This window comes from Microbulbifer epialgicus, assembly GCF_041447265.1.
In the GTDB taxonomy this organism is placed as follows: domain Bacteria; phylum Pseudomonadota; class Gammaproteobacteria; order Pseudomonadales; family Cellvibrionaceae; genus Microbulbifer; species Microbulbifer epialgicus.
The window spans coordinates 1-14822 of record NZ_JBGMEK010000039.1 but is presented as its reverse complement, the minus strand read 5'-3'; the positions used below and the strand labels follow the sequence as shown (position 1 = coordinate 14822).

At 49.2% G+C, this 14822-nt stretch carries 10 protein-coding genes and 1 pseudogene; 6 read left to right on the top strand and 5 right to left on the bottom strand.

The window, feature by feature from the left end; translation table 11 throughout:
* Positions 1 to 3 precede the first annotated feature (3 nt).
* Entirely contained in the window at positions 4 to 393 is a 390-nt protein-coding gene (locus ACCI49_RS15715) for a c-type cytochrome (protein ID WP_371840026.1), read from the bottom strand.
* 570 nt (positions 394 to 963) lie between these two features.
* On the opposite strand from ACCI49_RS15715, the pseudogene ACCI49_RS15710 reads away from it, so the two are divergent.
* Positions 964 to 1059 (top strand): annotated as a pseudogene (locus ACCI49_RS15710) (transposase); the annotation flags it as partial.
* A 165-nt stretch (positions 1060 to 1224) separates the two neighbouring features.
* On the opposite strand, the gene ACCI49_RS15705 reads toward ACCI49_RS15710, so the two are convergent.
* A complete protein-coding gene (locus tag ACCI49_RS15705) occupies positions 1225 to 1782 on the bottom strand; it encodes a hypothetical protein (protein ID WP_371840025.1) in 558 nt (185 codons plus the stop codon).
* Between the two features lie 72 nt (positions 1783 to 1854).
* Positions 1855 to 2751: a hypothetical protein gene (locus ACCI49_RS15700; protein WP_371840024.1), complete on the bottom strand. Its 897-nt coding sequence runs from the start codon at positions 2749 to 2751 to the stop codon at positions 1855 to 1857.
* Positions 2752 to 2970: 219 nt separating this feature from the next.
* Here ACCI49_RS15700 and ACCI49_RS15695 point away from each other — a divergent pair, with 219 nt between their 5' ends.
* The 5 genes from ACCI49_RS15695 to ACCI49_RS15675 all read left to right on the top strand — a co-directional run bounded on the left by ACCI49_RS15695 (position 2971) and on the right by ACCI49_RS15675 (position 11463).
* The gene (locus ACCI49_RS15695) at positions 2971 to 3372 is read left to right on the top strand and encodes a hypothetical protein (protein ID WP_371840023.1); all 402 of its coding nucleotides are present in this window, start codon (positions 2971 to 2973) and stop codon (positions 3370 to 3372) included.
* A 184-nt stretch (positions 3373 to 3556) separates the two neighbouring features.
* Positions 3557 to 5092 (top strand): efflux RND transporter periplasmic adaptor subunit, encoded by a 1536-nt coding sequence (locus ACCI49_RS15690; RefSeq protein WP_371840022.1) that lies wholly within the window; start codon positions 3557 to 3559, stop codon positions 5090 to 5092.
* Entirely contained in the window at positions 5086 to 8226 is a 3141-nt protein-coding gene (locus ACCI49_RS15685) for an efflux RND transporter permease subunit (protein WP_371840021.1), read from the top strand. Before ACCI49_RS15690 ends, ACCI49_RS15685 begins: the two co-directional genes overlap by 7 nt.
* 252 nt (positions 8227 to 8478) lie before the next feature.
* Positions 8479 to 9867, top strand: coding sequence for an ATP-dependent RNA helicase DbpA (gene dbpA, locus ACCI49_RS15680; RefSeq protein ID WP_371840020.1), 1389 nt, complete (start codon positions 8479 to 8481; stop codon positions 9865 to 9867).
* A gap of 396 nt (positions 9868 to 10263) precedes the next feature.
* Positions 10264 to 11463, top strand: coding sequence for a DUF3179 domain-containing (seleno)protein (locus ACCI49_RS15675; RefSeq protein WP_371840019.1), 1200 nt, complete (start codon positions 10264 to 10266; stop codon positions 11461 to 11463).
* Positions 11464 to 11505: 42 nt separating this feature from the next.
* Here ACCI49_RS15675 and ACCI49_RS15670 read toward each other — a convergent pair whose 3' ends face one another.
* Both ACCI49_RS15670 and ACCI49_RS15665 read right to left on the bottom strand, forming a co-directional pair.
* Complete coding sequence (locus tag ACCI49_RS15670) at positions 11506 to 12768, bottom strand: serine hydrolase domain-containing protein (RefSeq protein WP_371840018.1); 1263 nt, start codon at positions 12766 to 12768, stop codon at positions 11506 to 11508.
* A gap of 296 nt (positions 12769 to 13064) precedes the next feature.
* Positions 13065 to 14492 (bottom strand): aldehyde dehydrogenase family protein, encoded by a 1428-nt coding sequence (locus ACCI49_RS15665; RefSeq protein WP_371840017.1) that lies wholly within the window; start codon positions 14490 to 14492, stop codon positions 13065 to 13067.
* Positions 14493 to 14822 lie beyond the last annotated feature (330 nt).

Sequence of the window (14822 nt, the reverse complement as noted above, 5' to 3'; positions counted from 1 at the left end):
TCGCTACTCCGCTGTAGCCATAAAGGCAATCAATTGCTCAAACTGGTCAGGAGAACACTCAAAACATAGCCCCAGGGGCGGCATTCCCTGAAAGCCGTTTATTACATTCTCCACCAGCACATTCATCCCCTTATCAAGGCGTGGCTCCCAGCTCGCCAGATCTCCCGTAAGCGGTGCAGCACTAACACCGGTGCCGTGACAGCTGCGACAAGTGCGGCTATAAATTTCAGCGATATCAGGATCTGAAGGGGCCAGCGTAAGCGCCCGCTGGCTCAGTTCAGCACGACTTACAGGGCTATTATCCCGTTCCTTAGAGCAGCCACTCGCCAGGAGAATTAATACAAGAAAAGCACCGACCAACGAAAGGCCTCGGCGCAGGGTTACCAGCTCCATGTGTACACCTACTACATTATTGTTAATATCTCTCGGACTCCGGGACCGAGGTGGACTTGTGCACGTAAACAGTAGCTATTGTTAATCAGGCTGTCTACCAAAACAACAGGCGAAACCGTACAGTCTAATCGGTAAAATATTTCGGAATATTTTTGCATACCACATTGGGAACTATTCAAATATTGACACAGATTAATGGCGAGACTCCACTTTATAAGTAGGCTAGAAAACCTCTGAGCAATTCAGATTAAGCCTGCTGATATTCACTTATCAGTCAAGGCTACGATAAAATATATACCAATTCACCTTTACCACAGCAGAATACCGCCTCTAGCGCCGTAAAAATCGCCGGGAGAAGTTTCTTTCTGAGAAACATGCCCCCTCCCATTGCATAAGTTGAAAACCCGTATAACACATTATTACTGCTGGGTCGGTAGGAAAGAATACCCTGCGCACGGGACCGTATGAGGCATGGATGCCGATTACGAGCTTACAGGGATGTATTCACAGCGAGTCACGAGCGCAGGGTATTCTTTCCTTGCCCCTTTTTAGTATCTACAGGATAAGCGCGGCCAACAGCCATATCCGCTAAGCATCATGTAACGTATTCATTGTGCACAGCTTTTCTACAACCTCAGCGATCTAGCCATGGAAGATGCACTTTACTGAATCGAATCCATGCGTAATTTTCCCATCAGTAAGTTTGTAATAGGTGCTGTGTGTTTTTGGTCAAGATATGGCCAGTTTTTACTGGATTAAAGCAGGATATCAATAATCAACTGTATTCTTCAGAGATTCCTTAAATATCAAACACTTTCTCTGCTAACAACTTTAATGTAACGGATATTTAATTTCCTTGGCCATCCCCCACATCTTATAGCCTGTAGGCATTCTTGAAAGATAGTTTAGTGTACGATAGATGAGGCTTTTCTCCATTTGATCTACTCCTAAAGACTTACTCCACCCCTCCGCTGCCAACCGGTAACTCATAACAATCAAAAGAAACTTTTGCTCATTGGATAACCCGCTGCCATGCCCATTAATAAGCAAATGCATTGATACAAGATCATAATCCAGGTCAAACTTGGATTCATTGACTTGGATATTTATCTGTGCAGAGCGTCCGGATACAGAGGTCCCACGAGCAATTATCTGCATCTCATCAAGAAAAAATGATACATAAGCACTATCGGCATCTGAATTGTTTACGTAGCGCCCTCTTAGGGCTAGTTCCCGGATTTGCCTCCTGGATATTTCCCCTTTCAGCCAGAGGTCAGTCATTTTTGAGAGAGGGCCATAGTGTTTTGGCTCAATGATGAGGTCTTCTGATAAGGCAGGCAGAGAAATGAGAAGCGCGATAAGATATATATAGAATCTTCTTACAGGCATTGCTATTACCACTTAAAGTCAAGGCTTTGCCACACAGTCGATATAACTGGATATTGCTATTGAAAAGTAGAGTCAAGAATTTTTATACGAACATTGTTTGGGGGGACATCGACATTCATTTATCGCTTTATCAACGGGGGGCTTAAATTCCATATTGACTTTAGCATTTTCGGCCTTCCTTCTTTCTTTGCGTCTCAGTAAAGACTCTCTCACTGATGCACTCAGCTCACCAGAGAGGAAGTACCCAACAAATGCATCAACCTCCTGATCTTGATTATAAGTGCCTTTTCCCATTCCAACCCCAGAGGAAACTCTAGATAAACTGTAAGTCAGTAAAATCTCCTGACCCTCCTTATCAAACAGGTTAAATAGATCTATCGCCCAATCCGTCTCTACTATATGTTTTGCTAAATTGATTTCATGGGTAAGTTCGATGTAAATATCGGTGAAGTCCTCACCTCCCTGAAGGAATCTACTTACGTAGGAGTTCCCTTCATTCTGTAAAAAATCCAACTTTGCCTGGATTCTCATTTCAGCTACACCATAGGCAAGAACATAGCGGCCCAATTTTTGAACTTCAGCCACACTCACGCCCAGTTGATAAAGCTCAGTCTGGTTTTTCTCCAACAGGCGGCTATAGGAGAGATGCCCAAGTAGGTTGATTGATGTCATCCACTCGGGATGCTCTCTTAAATTAACCTCATACGAAGACGGCCCGCGCTTCTCAAGGCCATATTTTTCCAGAAAAGATAAGTCTTCGCCGGTGGCAATCGCTTGCCGTACAGCTTTCATTCTTTTCCAGGAAGCCAAGTCTCGCTCCCTACTCAGCACCCAGCCACTGTCTATTTCCGCATTCAGATCATAGGTCGCAGCAAACAACGCCTCTAATGATTCCCGTGAAGAGTCTGCAAAAGTGGGAGCAGCAAATAAAAGGAGGAACAGCAAGCCGACTTTGGCGTGGAATCTCATAAGGGCACCTTGTGGAACTTTGGGTAACTCTATTTGACGCAAGGATTTCTACCTTAACTATCGCCAAAAACCCCGCCGTGGAGAGAAAATCGGTGTCGGAATTTCCAGATAGAGACCAGCAAACTTTTGTTGCTTGGGAGAGCTGGAGAGGATCATTCGGTCAAGCTGTGAAGGCAAACTTTGTCTGTCAGCCAATCTCTGGTGTATGATTTATCGGTAATGAAGAGCTACCCATCCACATTCCGCGCCAAGCTAGTTGCAATGGCGGCCCTGCTCCTGCTGATGTTCCAGGTGCAGACTGTGCTCGCTTGCGAAATGATGGATAGCCCGGAGCCGGCAGCAGAATGCTGTTGTGACCACTTGGCCAAAGGCTCTCAAGCAGATGAAGATTGCTGCGAGTATGATGCCCAGGTCTCCCTCAAGACCTCATTAGATGACCATGAAGTCGCTCTCACAGCCGCCTTCCTGAACCTTGAGTTACCCCAGTTAGCACCTCCGCCATCCTATCGGTGGCCCCAAATTTTGGCTCCGCCAGCGGAATCACCTGACTTCGAACCCGTTTCTTCTCATGCCTCTCCAGGTAATCGTACCTGGCTAGAAACTCTGCGCTTGCGTATCTGATCACTCCCTCTCTCTGATGTGCGAAATATCCCGCAGCCTCATTGTTGCTGACGGGCTTCAGAAAGATTGTTCCAGGAGTGAACCCTTTGATTTCCCAACAAGCCATTGCTACCCCCGTTAGCAAAGAAATGGCCGGTGCCTTTGGCGCCCAAATACTCATCACTTCCTTTTCTGGAGGTGTGTTATGAGCCGCTCAAAAATGCTGGGCTTAGTTGCTTTCGCTGTATTTCTGGCGGTCGGTACCGCTTTCTATTGGAAGAAAACAGCCGGATTGGTTGTATCCGACAGTGTGGAGTTTATTCCTGCTGGCCCTTTCCAGATTGCGGTATCCGTGGACCCACTGCAGCCTCGCGCTGGCAAGAACCAGATTCGTATTGAAGTGAGAGATATGGAGAACCGGCCAGTTACAGGCGCTGAAGTCCGCGCAGTGGCTGAGATGCCTGCCATGGGCGCCATGCCGGCAATGCGTGCTCAAGCCGAAGTCTATGAAACCAGCCCCGGAGTATTCTCAGGGGAGATAGAGCTTGCCATGGTAGGCTCTTGGCCCATGGTGGTTGATGTGGCAACTGGCCACGATCGCCATGTAGACCTGGCCTTTGACATGAGTACCAATCGCAAAGGGTTGCGCTTAAAGTCAGCACCGGAGGCCTCCGATACCGCTTACTACACATGTGCCATGCATCCTTCTGTGCGAGCTGCAGAGCCCGGTACCTGCCCCATCTGCGGTATGGACCTGCAGCCAGTTAGCCACGATGAACTCGAAAGTGGCAGCATTGTGGTAGATAGCGGTCGGCGCCAAGCTATTGGCATCAAAACCGGTATCGTCGAACGGCAGCCTTTCACCCTACCCATTCACCTGCACGGCCAGGTTACCTATGACGAAACCCGTTTGCGGGATATCAGCCTGCGCTTCGACGGCTGGATTGGTGAGTTGGATGCGGATTTTGAAGGCAAGCAAGTTGAGCGTGGCGAAGTACTGTTCTCTGTTTACAGCCCGGAGCTACTCGCCGTCCAGGATGAATATCTGAAAGCGCGCCGCCGTGGCGATGCCTTGGAGAAAGCGGCGCGAAGGCGCCTGCTTCTGTGGGGACTATCAGAAGAGCAAATCGACTGGCTGGTTGAACAGCAAAAAGCTCAGGACTATATCCCGATCTTTGCACCTGCCGGTGGTGTCATTATTGAGAGGAACATCGTTGCGGGTTCTGCATTCAAAAAGGGGGACAACCTCCTTCGTATTGCCGACCTCAGCCAGGTTTGGATCGAAGCCCACGCCTACGAAGATCAACTGCCGCTGATAGAAAAAGGTATGCCGGCCAAGGTGCGTCTAACCAACGTCTACCATGAAGAAATCCCAGCCACTCTCACCCAGATTGACCCTTTCCTGAATCACAGCAACCGCAGTGCACGGTTACGTGTGACCCTGCCCAATACCAACGGTGAACTTCGGCCAGGGCTGTTTGCGGACATCATGTTGAGTGCCGAGCTGGGAAATCTCCTGGTGGTACCCAGGGATTCAGTGCTGATTTCCGGTAAGAAGCGTATCGTCTTTCGGGACCTGGGCCAGGGCCGTCTGGAGCCCGTACAGGTACGCACTGGTTATGGTGACAGCGAACGAATTGTGATTCGTTCTGGCCTCCAGGCTGGGGATAAAATTGTCACCTCTGGAGTATTCCTGATCGCGGCAGAAAGCCGCCTCAAATCAGGGGTACAACAATGGTAAATTCCGAACCCAATGGGCTGATTGCCCGAATTATTGGGGCCTGTGCCGGTAAGCCCGGGATCACTCTGATTCTTGTTGCTATCGCCGCCCTGGCCGGATATCGGGCGCTAACCAGTGTTCCCCTGGATGCTATTCCGGACCTGTCTGACGCCCAGGTGATTGTGATGACAGACTGGCCAGGTCGCAGCCCGGATCTGGTGGAGGATCAAATCACCTACCCGCTTTCCACTGCAATGCTAGGGCTGCCCAAGGTCAAATATGTGCGGGGCCAGAGCTTTTTCGGTCTCAGTTTTGTCTATGCCATCTTTGAAGATGGCACGGATATTTACTGGGCCCGTTCACGGGTTCTGGAGTACCTCAACCAGGTAGCCGACCAACTCCCTGAAGATGTTCAACCTACTCTAGGCCCCGATGCCACTGGAGTCGGCTGGGTGTTCCAGTACGCACTGGTTGATCGAAGCGGTAACAACGACCTGCAAGAGCTGCGCGCGCTGCAGGATTTCAAATTGCGCTATTGGCTCACTTCTGTCGAGGGCGTTGCCGAGGTCGCCTCCATTGGCGGCTACGAAAAGGAGTACCAGGTCCAAATCGACCCCCATCGCTTGCAGATGTTCAAGGTCCCACTTGGCAAAGTGGTCGAGGCTATTCGCCGCAGTAACAACGATACCGGAGGGCGGGTACTGGAGATCGCAGGCCACGAACACATGGTGCGAGGGCGCGGCTATATCCGCAGCATCGATGATCTCAAAGAGGTAGTGATCGGGGTCAATGCGGCAAAGATTCCGGTAACCTTGGATCAGGTAGCGGATATTACCCTGGGGCCCGCAATGCAGCGCGGCATTGCCGAACTGGACGGCGAGGGCCAGACCGTAGGTGGCATCGTAGTGATGCGCTACGGTGAAAATGCCCTAAAGGTTATTGAGAGAGTTAAAGAGCGTATCGAGCAAATCCGTGCAGGCCTACCGGAAGGCGTTGAGCTGGTAGTGACCTACGATCGCTCACAATTGATTAATAGCGCGATCGACAATCTCAAAAACACCTTGATTGAAGAGATGCTAGTGGTCGCCGCCGTGATCGCTATTTTCCTGCTCCACGCCCGCTCCGCATTGGTAGCTGTAATCACTCTACCGATTGCTGTTTTACTGGCCTTTATTCCACTGTCCCTACAAGGGCTTACCGCCAACATTATGTCACTGGGAGGTATTGCCGTAGCCATCGGTGCCATGGTGGATGCGGCAGTGGTAATGGTGGATAACATCCACAAAAAGCTGGCAGCCGATGGCGATAAGGAGTTGTCTCCGGGCGAGAAAAGAACGCTAATCGTTCGGGCAATGCAGGAAGTCGGACCGAGTATTTTCTTCTCCCTGATTATTATTACGGTTTCTTTCCTGCCGGTATTCGCACTGGAAGCTACCGAGGGCCGATTATTCAAACCCCTCGCCTATACCAAAACCTACAGCATGGCTTTCGCCGCCCTATTGGCAATCACCTTGATTCCAGCCCTCGCTGTACTGCTAATGCGCGGGAAAATTCGCACCAGGGAAAACCCAATTTCCCGCGCCCTAGTTCATACACTGCAGCCAGCGATTCACTTCTGCGTACGGCAACGCAAAGTTGTAGCCACTCTCGCAGTATTAGCTCTGGTTTCCGTGACCTACCCCATCAGCAAGTTGAGCGGTGAATTTATGCCACCGCTCAATGAAGGCAGTATCCTGTATATGCCTACCGCGCTACCCGGAATGTCCGTTACCGAAGCGGGAAAAGTTTTGCAGCAAATGGATGAAGAACTGAAAACCTTTCCGGAAGTCGAGCGTGTCTTTGGCAAAATTGGCCGCTCCAATAGTGCTACTGACTCTGCACCACTATCCATGGTGGAGACAGTGATTACCCTAAAACCCAAGAATGAATGGCGCCCCGGTATGACCTGGGACCAGCTGCTGGCGGAAATGGATGAAAAGCTGCGCTACCCCGGTATGCCCAATATTTGGTGGATGCCAATCCAAACCCGTACTGAAATGCTCGCCACAGGGATTCGCAGCCAGCTGGGGATTAAAGTCTTTGGAGATAACCTGGAGGAAATTGAGCAGACTGCTTTGGCCATCGAAGAGGCTTTACGCAGCGACCAGCGCACTGCGGAACAAACCCGTAGTGTTTTCGCCGAGCGCCTAACCGGCGGATACTTCCTGGACTTTGATATTGATCGCGCGCGGGCGTCCCGCCACGGCCTAAATGTGCAGGATATCGAGGATGTGATTGCCGCAGCAGCGGGCGGCCTGGCCGCAACCCAAACCATTGAAGGCCGCGAACGTTACGATGTACTGGTGCGCTATGCCCGCGACTATCGGGATACTCCCGAACAGCTGGAACAAATCCTGGTCCCCGCCTCTGATGGCTCCCAGATGCCCCTGAACCAGCTGGCTGATCTGGACTTCCGCACCGGCCCACCCATGATTCGCAATGAGGATGGGCAACTAGTTGGCTTGGTTTTTGTCGACCTGAAAAGCGATGTCGGCGTCGCAGATTATGTCAATCGCGCAAAACAGGTAGTCGCCGATCAGGTTCATCTTGTCCCCGGTCAGCGCATCGCCTGGGCCGGCCAATACCAATACCTGGAGCGCGCCAAGTCCCGCCTGCAATGGTTGGTACCCCTGACTTTGTTGGCTGTATGCTTCCTTTTATACTTGCATCGCGGCCGGCTGTCCGACACCCTGTTTGTGCTCACTGCCATGCCAATGGCACTGATCGGCGCATTCTGGCTGCTGTACCTGCTCGACTACAAGCTGAGCGTTGCTGTATGGGTCGGCATGATTGCCATGGCTGGCCTCGCCGCAGAAATGGGGCTATTGATGCTGCACTACTTATCTGCCGCCGGAAATAACTCGGAGCGCGGCAATACTGCGACTGTTGCCCAAGCAGCAGCCGGACGTATTCGCCCGATGCTAATGACCAGCCTGACACTGTTAATTTCATTGATACCAGTGATGGTTTCCGATGGCACCGGCGCAGACGTTATGAAACGGATTGCAGCGCCCATGGTGGGCGGCACCATAACCACACTGCTATTTGTGCTGTTAGTAATGCCCGGAGTGTTCTACCAATGGAAGGCTCGCGAAGGTAAGCAAAGCCGACGCTAGTAAATTGGGGGACCGGGTTTATGCGGTGCCCCAATACTCCTCTCGTAGGAAGGTAATCTGGATGGGAGTTCCTTAGGCTGGAAAAAGGTGATTCATAGGTTTCCCCAGGGTTAACTGTTAAAATTCCTTACAAAATTTGTATTGCCCAGACTGTAAAATTGCAGCGACAACAAATGCTAAGAAAGTGAAATTCACTTTACCGGCTGCTTGTGTAATGCGCCTATTTGACATTTAACGACTCCAGGATTTACCTTGACCACACCTTTTTCCGACCTCCCCCTAAACCCCGCCCTGCTGAAAAACCTGGCGTCACTCAACTACAAATCCATGACCGAGGTTCAGGCCAAGACGCTCCCGATCATGCTGGATGGCAAAGATGTTATCGCCCAGGCAAAAACCGGTTCCGGAAAAACTGCGGCTTTCGGTTTGGGGGTGCTGCAACGGCTCAATGTCGGCCGGTTTCGGGTTCAATCGCTGATTCTGTGTCCGACACGTGAGCTGGCAGACCAGGTTGCCCATGAACTGCGCCGACTGGCGAGGGCAATTCACAACATTAAGATTCTCACTCTCTGCGGCGGCATGCCTTTCGGCCCACAGATTGGCTCCCTGGCACATGGTGCCCATATCATCGTTGGTACTCCGGGGCGTATCGAAGAACACTTACGCAAGGGAACACTCTCCTTAGAGCATGTCGATACGCTGGTCTTTGACGAGGCTGACCGGATGCTCGATATGGGATTTCAGGAAGTTATCGATACTATTCTGGCGCAAGTGCCTACTGGACGGCAGTCGTTACTATTCAGCGCTACCTACCCCGATGAAATTGAAAAGCTCAGCGCCCGAGTGATGCAAAAACCGGTGATGGTTAAAATTGACTCTGCGCACAGTGATGAGGTAATCGAGCAACGTTTTTACCGAACTGAGAGTTTCGACGATCGGCTGGAGATGACCCGCCGCATTCTACTGAATGATCGGCCGATCAATACTCTGGTTTTCTGTAATACCAAGCGTGAAACCGATGAGGTGGCCGATAACCTGAAACAGGCAGGTTTTAATGTCCTTGCCCTGCATGGTGATATGGAACAGCGCCAACGTAACGAAACGCTGATTCGTTTCGCCAATGGCAGCGCCTCAATTCTGGTAGCTACCGATGTGGCGGCACGCGGCCTTGATATCGACAAGCTGGATGCGGTTATCAACTTTCATATCGCCAAAGATCCGGAAGTTCATACCCATCGTATAGGGCGGACAGGCCGCGCCGGTGAGCGCGGTTGCGCTTACTCCTTTTTTGCCGAGAAGGAAGGCCACAAACTACTGCGCATGGATCTGACACAGGATCCGCTATCCGACCCAGATACACCACCACCAGCCAGCATATTGAGTGAACCTCCTTTCCAGGCACCTATGGCTACCCTGCAGATCGATGGCGGCAAGAAACAGAAAGTTCGCCCCGGCGATATCCTGGGTGCACTGACCGGCGGCGATCGTCCGATTAACGGTAAAGATGTTGGCAAGATAAACGTGCTGGATCAAACGGCTTATATTGCGATTAAACGCAATGTGGCAGCACAAGCACTAAAGAAAATTGAAAACGGAAAGCTGAAGGGGCGTAAATTCCGGGTACGGCGTATTCGAGGATAATTCATTTAATATAATTGAATGATGCTTTTATAGGCCGGCGGCACGTTACTAGTCAACATAAGTAGAAGAACGCACTGCTACACCGATGGTAGGAGGCACTAAAGCCACGGTTATTAGTGCTGCCGGACATACCCCGGGTATTTTGTCAATGGATATCTCGCGAAGGAAAATATGATTCACTTCCACGGTGGATCTTTTTACCAGCCACTGAATTCAACCACCTGGAGCGATCCTAATCGTAGGGTACTGCGAGAACACAAGCACCCACAAAGGCCTGGACTTAAAGCCTGCCCCTCTACTACCCTAGTGGCGCAGGAGTTGTAAGAGAGGAATGACTTTGATTGGCGACGAGGTCCATTGCCAAGTTTTCAGATGACTTATCCGGGAACTTTGTCTATGAGCTTTCTTATTCAGTGTATTCACTGGTTGGCACTCTTGGGGTGCTTCTATCTCAGTCTGCGCTTGTTTCGCGACCTCGCGGATCTAAGCCAGTGGATTGTGCAAACTCCACGTAAAGTTACAATGTGGACCTTCTATAGACGACATAAAATTGCTATTGCCGCTGGGATATTATGGTTGATATCAGCACTTACGCTATGGTTTTCTGGCGCTGGCTCTGTTGTCATTTTCTGGATTATCAGTGCCCTGTCTGCATTCACCTTCTACTCCGGATATATCAATCCAACTATTATGATGCGCGCACAACAACACAATGCGCGCTATTTCTCCATAGATGAAGCCCGAGAGAGCCTATCCCCTGATACTAGCCTGATAGTAATTGACGCCCACGGTGAAGCCAGAGGTCATCCCGATGATCAAATACTTCGGCCACACGTTGCCGGTACGAAAGAGGGTCTGGCCGGAGAGAACGTAGTAATGACATATTGTGGTCTGACCAATATGGGGATTGCCTACACTCCCGAGATTGATGGTGAAACCCTGGATTTAGGTGTTATGACCCAGATCGAGAATAATTTGGTAATGTGGGATAAAAAAACCGGGCAGCCAATTCAGCAGTTTTGGGGTACCCGTGAAGATGCAGGCCCCAGAGGACCGAGGATGCCTGAGTGGCCCAGCTATCGGATGCCATTGTGGGCTTTTGAGAAAGCGTTTCCCAATGGGAAAATATTTCTGAACCCAATACCAAATTTTACCGACAACCCATTTTTAGCTATCTACGATCGCCTAATACATATAATCTTCACTCACGCAATCTCAGATCAAGCTAAAAAAGAGGAACCCACGTTCCCTACCATTAAAAAGTTCGACAAGCGGCTGCCGAATAAAACCAAAATTTACGGTGTTAACATCGGCGATGACTATGTAGCTTATACGGAAGATTTTATTAAGGATCACGATGGACTATTAAACATACAAATTGGTGGGCGAGATATTGTCGCCGCTTACCACTCAGACCTCGATAGTGTTGGCATTTATTATAATGACAGCGGCAGGCAAATCAACAACGTACAGTTCGGCGGAGAGAGCAATGTTGGGAAGTTAGCCCGCGTTGAGACGATGAAACCTGAAGCTTACTGGGTCGTCTGGCAGAATTTCTTCCCTGAAACAGATGTAAATCGTCCCCCCTTGACTTGAAGCGCTTTTCTAGCATGGGTTAATCCCAAGCTTTGAATCTTATTATTTTCCAAGCTTATTAATAAGGAATTTAGCACGATCCACTGTTTCAACTAATTTTCGGGGTACAGCATTGTCTTCCCAGTCCTGCATAAAGACCACTGACATTCCACTATTCAGATCACTAAACCCATACTGCCCATAGGAACCCGCAGTGTAGATGACATTGTATTCTGGTAAGTACCAGGCTTGAGACCCGTATGCCACAGGAGTACCCAGTGCATTAGCAAGGGACTTGCCACTTTCTGATTTTCCAAGAAGGTCTTTGTCAAGATTCTTTACAGAATCATAGAAGCTCTTTGGAGCCTTTCCCTGGGCGATCCACTGATGAAAAAGTGCATAGTCGCGCAGGGTGGTACTGATACCATAGGAAGGACTAGCAGTTCCATCAACCGTTAAGGCAATGGAGCCGGAACTATTTGCTCCAAAGTCATTAAAGAGATCCGAAAGAAGCTTGTTGAATGGGTGCCCCGAAACTTCCTCTGCTAGTATGGCCAGTAGGTCGGTATTTTTATCATTGTAAGTATATACTTCACCCGGTTTATTTTGGACCTTAGCATTCTTAATAGCATTACGATGTCCCGTTGGTTTGCCTGGCTTTAATCCTTGTTCAATCTCAAATAAGTAGGCTTCACCTCCGGGCACATGATAATCCGTAGCGGGCAACAAACCGGAGGTCATATCAAGTACTTCTTGGACTTTGGCTTTGCCAATTTTTGAACCGACAAAATCAGGTAGATAGTTTTCAATCGCCTGATTAGGGTCGATCTTACCTTCATCAATCAGCTTTGAAATAATGACCCCTGCGTAAGTTTTAGAAGAAGACTGCAAAAGCTGAGTTTGATTGTGATCAAGCCCATTATCATAAAACTCTCCAATAATTTGGTTACCCTTCATAACCAGGAAACCTTTGGTTTGCGTCGCAGTTAGTGACTCAACGAAAGGCCATCCCTTACGAATATCCAAACTTATATTAAAGGGCTTTTTAACGACCTCCAGCTTGGCTGGTTTTTCTGCCTCCATGATATGTACTGTACCGAAAATACCATACTCATCCCAATGCATGGACGTATATCTATAGTAAGGCCAACTTTGCATATTATTCTGATTAATTTCAGAAAGATCGAACGGACGATAAAAATCATTAAGTGTTACCTCGGTTTTTGCAAATGAGGGAGAAACATTACCGACTACCAAGATCAAAGCTGCACTCCAGGCCATAAAATATATTCCACCGCGCCTTCTTGATTTTAGATTTTTTGACATAGAGATATTTCCAATTTTGTTTAAGTAAATACAGTTTCGAGAACTACAGCTACTGCAATTACTGTGAATTTCCTATATGTTTCTTCAAATACAATAAAAATGTTCTGTATAGGGTGCAGGCCAAAGAAATAATCAAATCGATCAAAGAGTCTTTTAGTCATGAATAGACAAACACACTCAATAGCAACGTATTTATCGAAGCATAAAGGCACTCAGGGAATGTTTTTACAACGAGAAACCCAGTTATATACAATCTTCAAAATTCAGAATCGCAAAGTTAATAGGTTTGAGCCCTCTTAAGGCGTTCGCACCACCATCAAGCGCTCTTCTGTCATATCGGCGATTGCCCAACGCACCCCCTCACGGCCGAGGCCCGAGTCCTTTACCCCGCCATAAGGCATATTGTCCACACGCCAGCTGGGTACGTCACCAATAATAACGCCCCCTACTTCCAAGGTATCCCAGGCCTTCTGTGCTCGATATAAGTCTTTGGTGAAGATCCCCGCCTGCAAACCAAAGGCACTATCGTTGACTCGCTCAAGGACCTCATCGAAATCATCAAAGGGTTCCAGTACTGCTACAGGGCCAAAGGCTTCCTGTTGAACAACTGAGCATTCGTGAGGCACACTTTCCAATAGAGTTGGATCTAGCATGGCGCCATCACGGCTACCGCCACACAGAAGTGTGGCTCCGTCATTAATTGCTTCTTCAACCCATCCGTGCAGTCTCTTTGCCTCTCCTTCGGAGATCATCGGGCCAATAAAAGTCCCTTCGTCTTTCGGATCCCCCTTTTTAAGCTTTTGCGTCTTCTCCACTAAGCGCTGTTTCAGATCTTCATACAGGCTTTTATGTCCATAGATACGCTGTACGCCAATACAACTCTGCCCAGATTGATAGAAGGCACCAAAAATCAGACGCTGCAAAGCGTCATCTAAGTCTGTATTTTCATCGATAACACAAGCGGCATTACCGCCCAGTTCCAATACCACCTTCTTACGCCCTGCCCTGGCCTTTAGGTCCCAGCCAACAGCGGGTGAGCCCGTAAAGCTGAGCAGCTTGAAGCGGTCATCCACGGTAAAGAGGTCTGCACCTTCTCGATGACAGGGCAACACAGAAAATGCGCCCTTGGGCAGGTCTGTTTCGGCCAATACTTCTGCGATTATGAGTGCGCCTATCGGTGTTCGGCTTGCAGGCTTCAATACAAAGGGGCAACCCGAGGCTATGGCCGGTGCAACTTTATGAGCAGCCAGATTTAAAGGAAAGTTGAAAGGTGAAATAAAGGAACATGCGCCCACAGGTACCCGCTTTACAAATCCCCGGTAGCCCCTGGTGTTCTTGGAAATCTCCAGATTGATAATCTCGCCATTGATACGTACGGTTTCTTCGGCGGCAACACGAAAAGTATCGATCAAGCGGGTAACTTCTCCGCGGGAATCATGAATTGGCTTGCCAGCCTCAATACATAGTGACTGCGCCAGCTCTTCAAAGCGCTCATGAAAGCGCTGAACACAGTGATTAAGAACCTCCTGGCGGCGATAAGGAGGCAGCTTTGCCATAGGCTTCTCAGCTAGAAGCGCCCAATCGATCGCGCTGTCAATAGTTCTCGTATCCGCCATAGCTACGCGGGTTGCCACCTCACCTGAATACTTATCGGTGACCTCTAGATCCTCATTGGCGAATACGGCTTCATTAGCTAGATAGTAAGGGTATGCCTTTTGCAGCACGATTATTTCCTTTTAAGCGGTGGCTTTGGATTAGCAGGCATACTGAGTGCCGACGATAAGCTTCCCGAGTGTATAGGTTACGGCCGACCATTAATCAACCAAGATATTCTTATCAGTGAGATAGCAAGTTAAGATTAGAAGCGACAAAAGAAAGGCAATTGCAGGGGGACTAATGAGAAGTAAATATCAATGAATCACCACTCTCCTTAAGAGTGGTGATTCTGGAAAGAAGCTTTAGATAGCTAGAGTTTAGAGCGAGCCAGACCACCAGCAGCTTCTTTTTTGCCGCTGGAGCCCTAGCCCGATTACAACCAATTGTTTAAAAACTCC

Bases quoted from the DNA above. Each gene is read 5' to 3' on its own strand.
- ACCI49_RS15715 (WP_371840026.1), bottom strand. From the start codon at position 393: ATGGAGCTGGTAACCCTGCGCCGAGGCCTTTCGTTGGTCGGTGCTTTT.
- ACCI49_RS15705 (WP_371840025.1), bottom strand. From the start codon at position 1,782: ATGCCTGTAAGAAGATTCTATATATATCTTATCGCGCTTCTCATTTCT.
- ACCI49_RS15700 (WP_371840024.1), bottom strand. From the start codon at position 2,751: ATGAGATTCCACGCCAAAGTCGGCTTGCTGTTCCTCCTTTTATTTGCT.
- ACCI49_RS15695 (WP_371840023.1), top strand. From the start codon at position 2,971: ATGAAGAGCTACCCATCCACATTCCGCGCCAAGCTAGTTGCAATGGCG.
- ACCI49_RS15690 (WP_371840022.1), top strand. From the start codon at position 3,557: ATGAGCCGCTCAAAAATGCTGGGCTTAGTTGCTTTCGCTGTATTTCTG.
- ACCI49_RS15685 (WP_371840021.1), top strand. From the start codon at position 5,086: ATGGTAAATTCCGAACCCAATGGGCTGATTGCCCGAATTATTGGGGCC.
- ACCI49_RS15675 (WP_371840019.1), top strand. From the start codon at position 10,264: ATGAGCTTTCTTATTCAGTGTATTCACTGGTTGGCACTCTTGGGGTGC.
- ACCI49_RS15670 (WP_371840018.1), bottom strand. From the start codon at position 12,768: ATGTCAAAAAATCTAAAATCAAGAAGGCGCGGTGGAATATATTTTATG.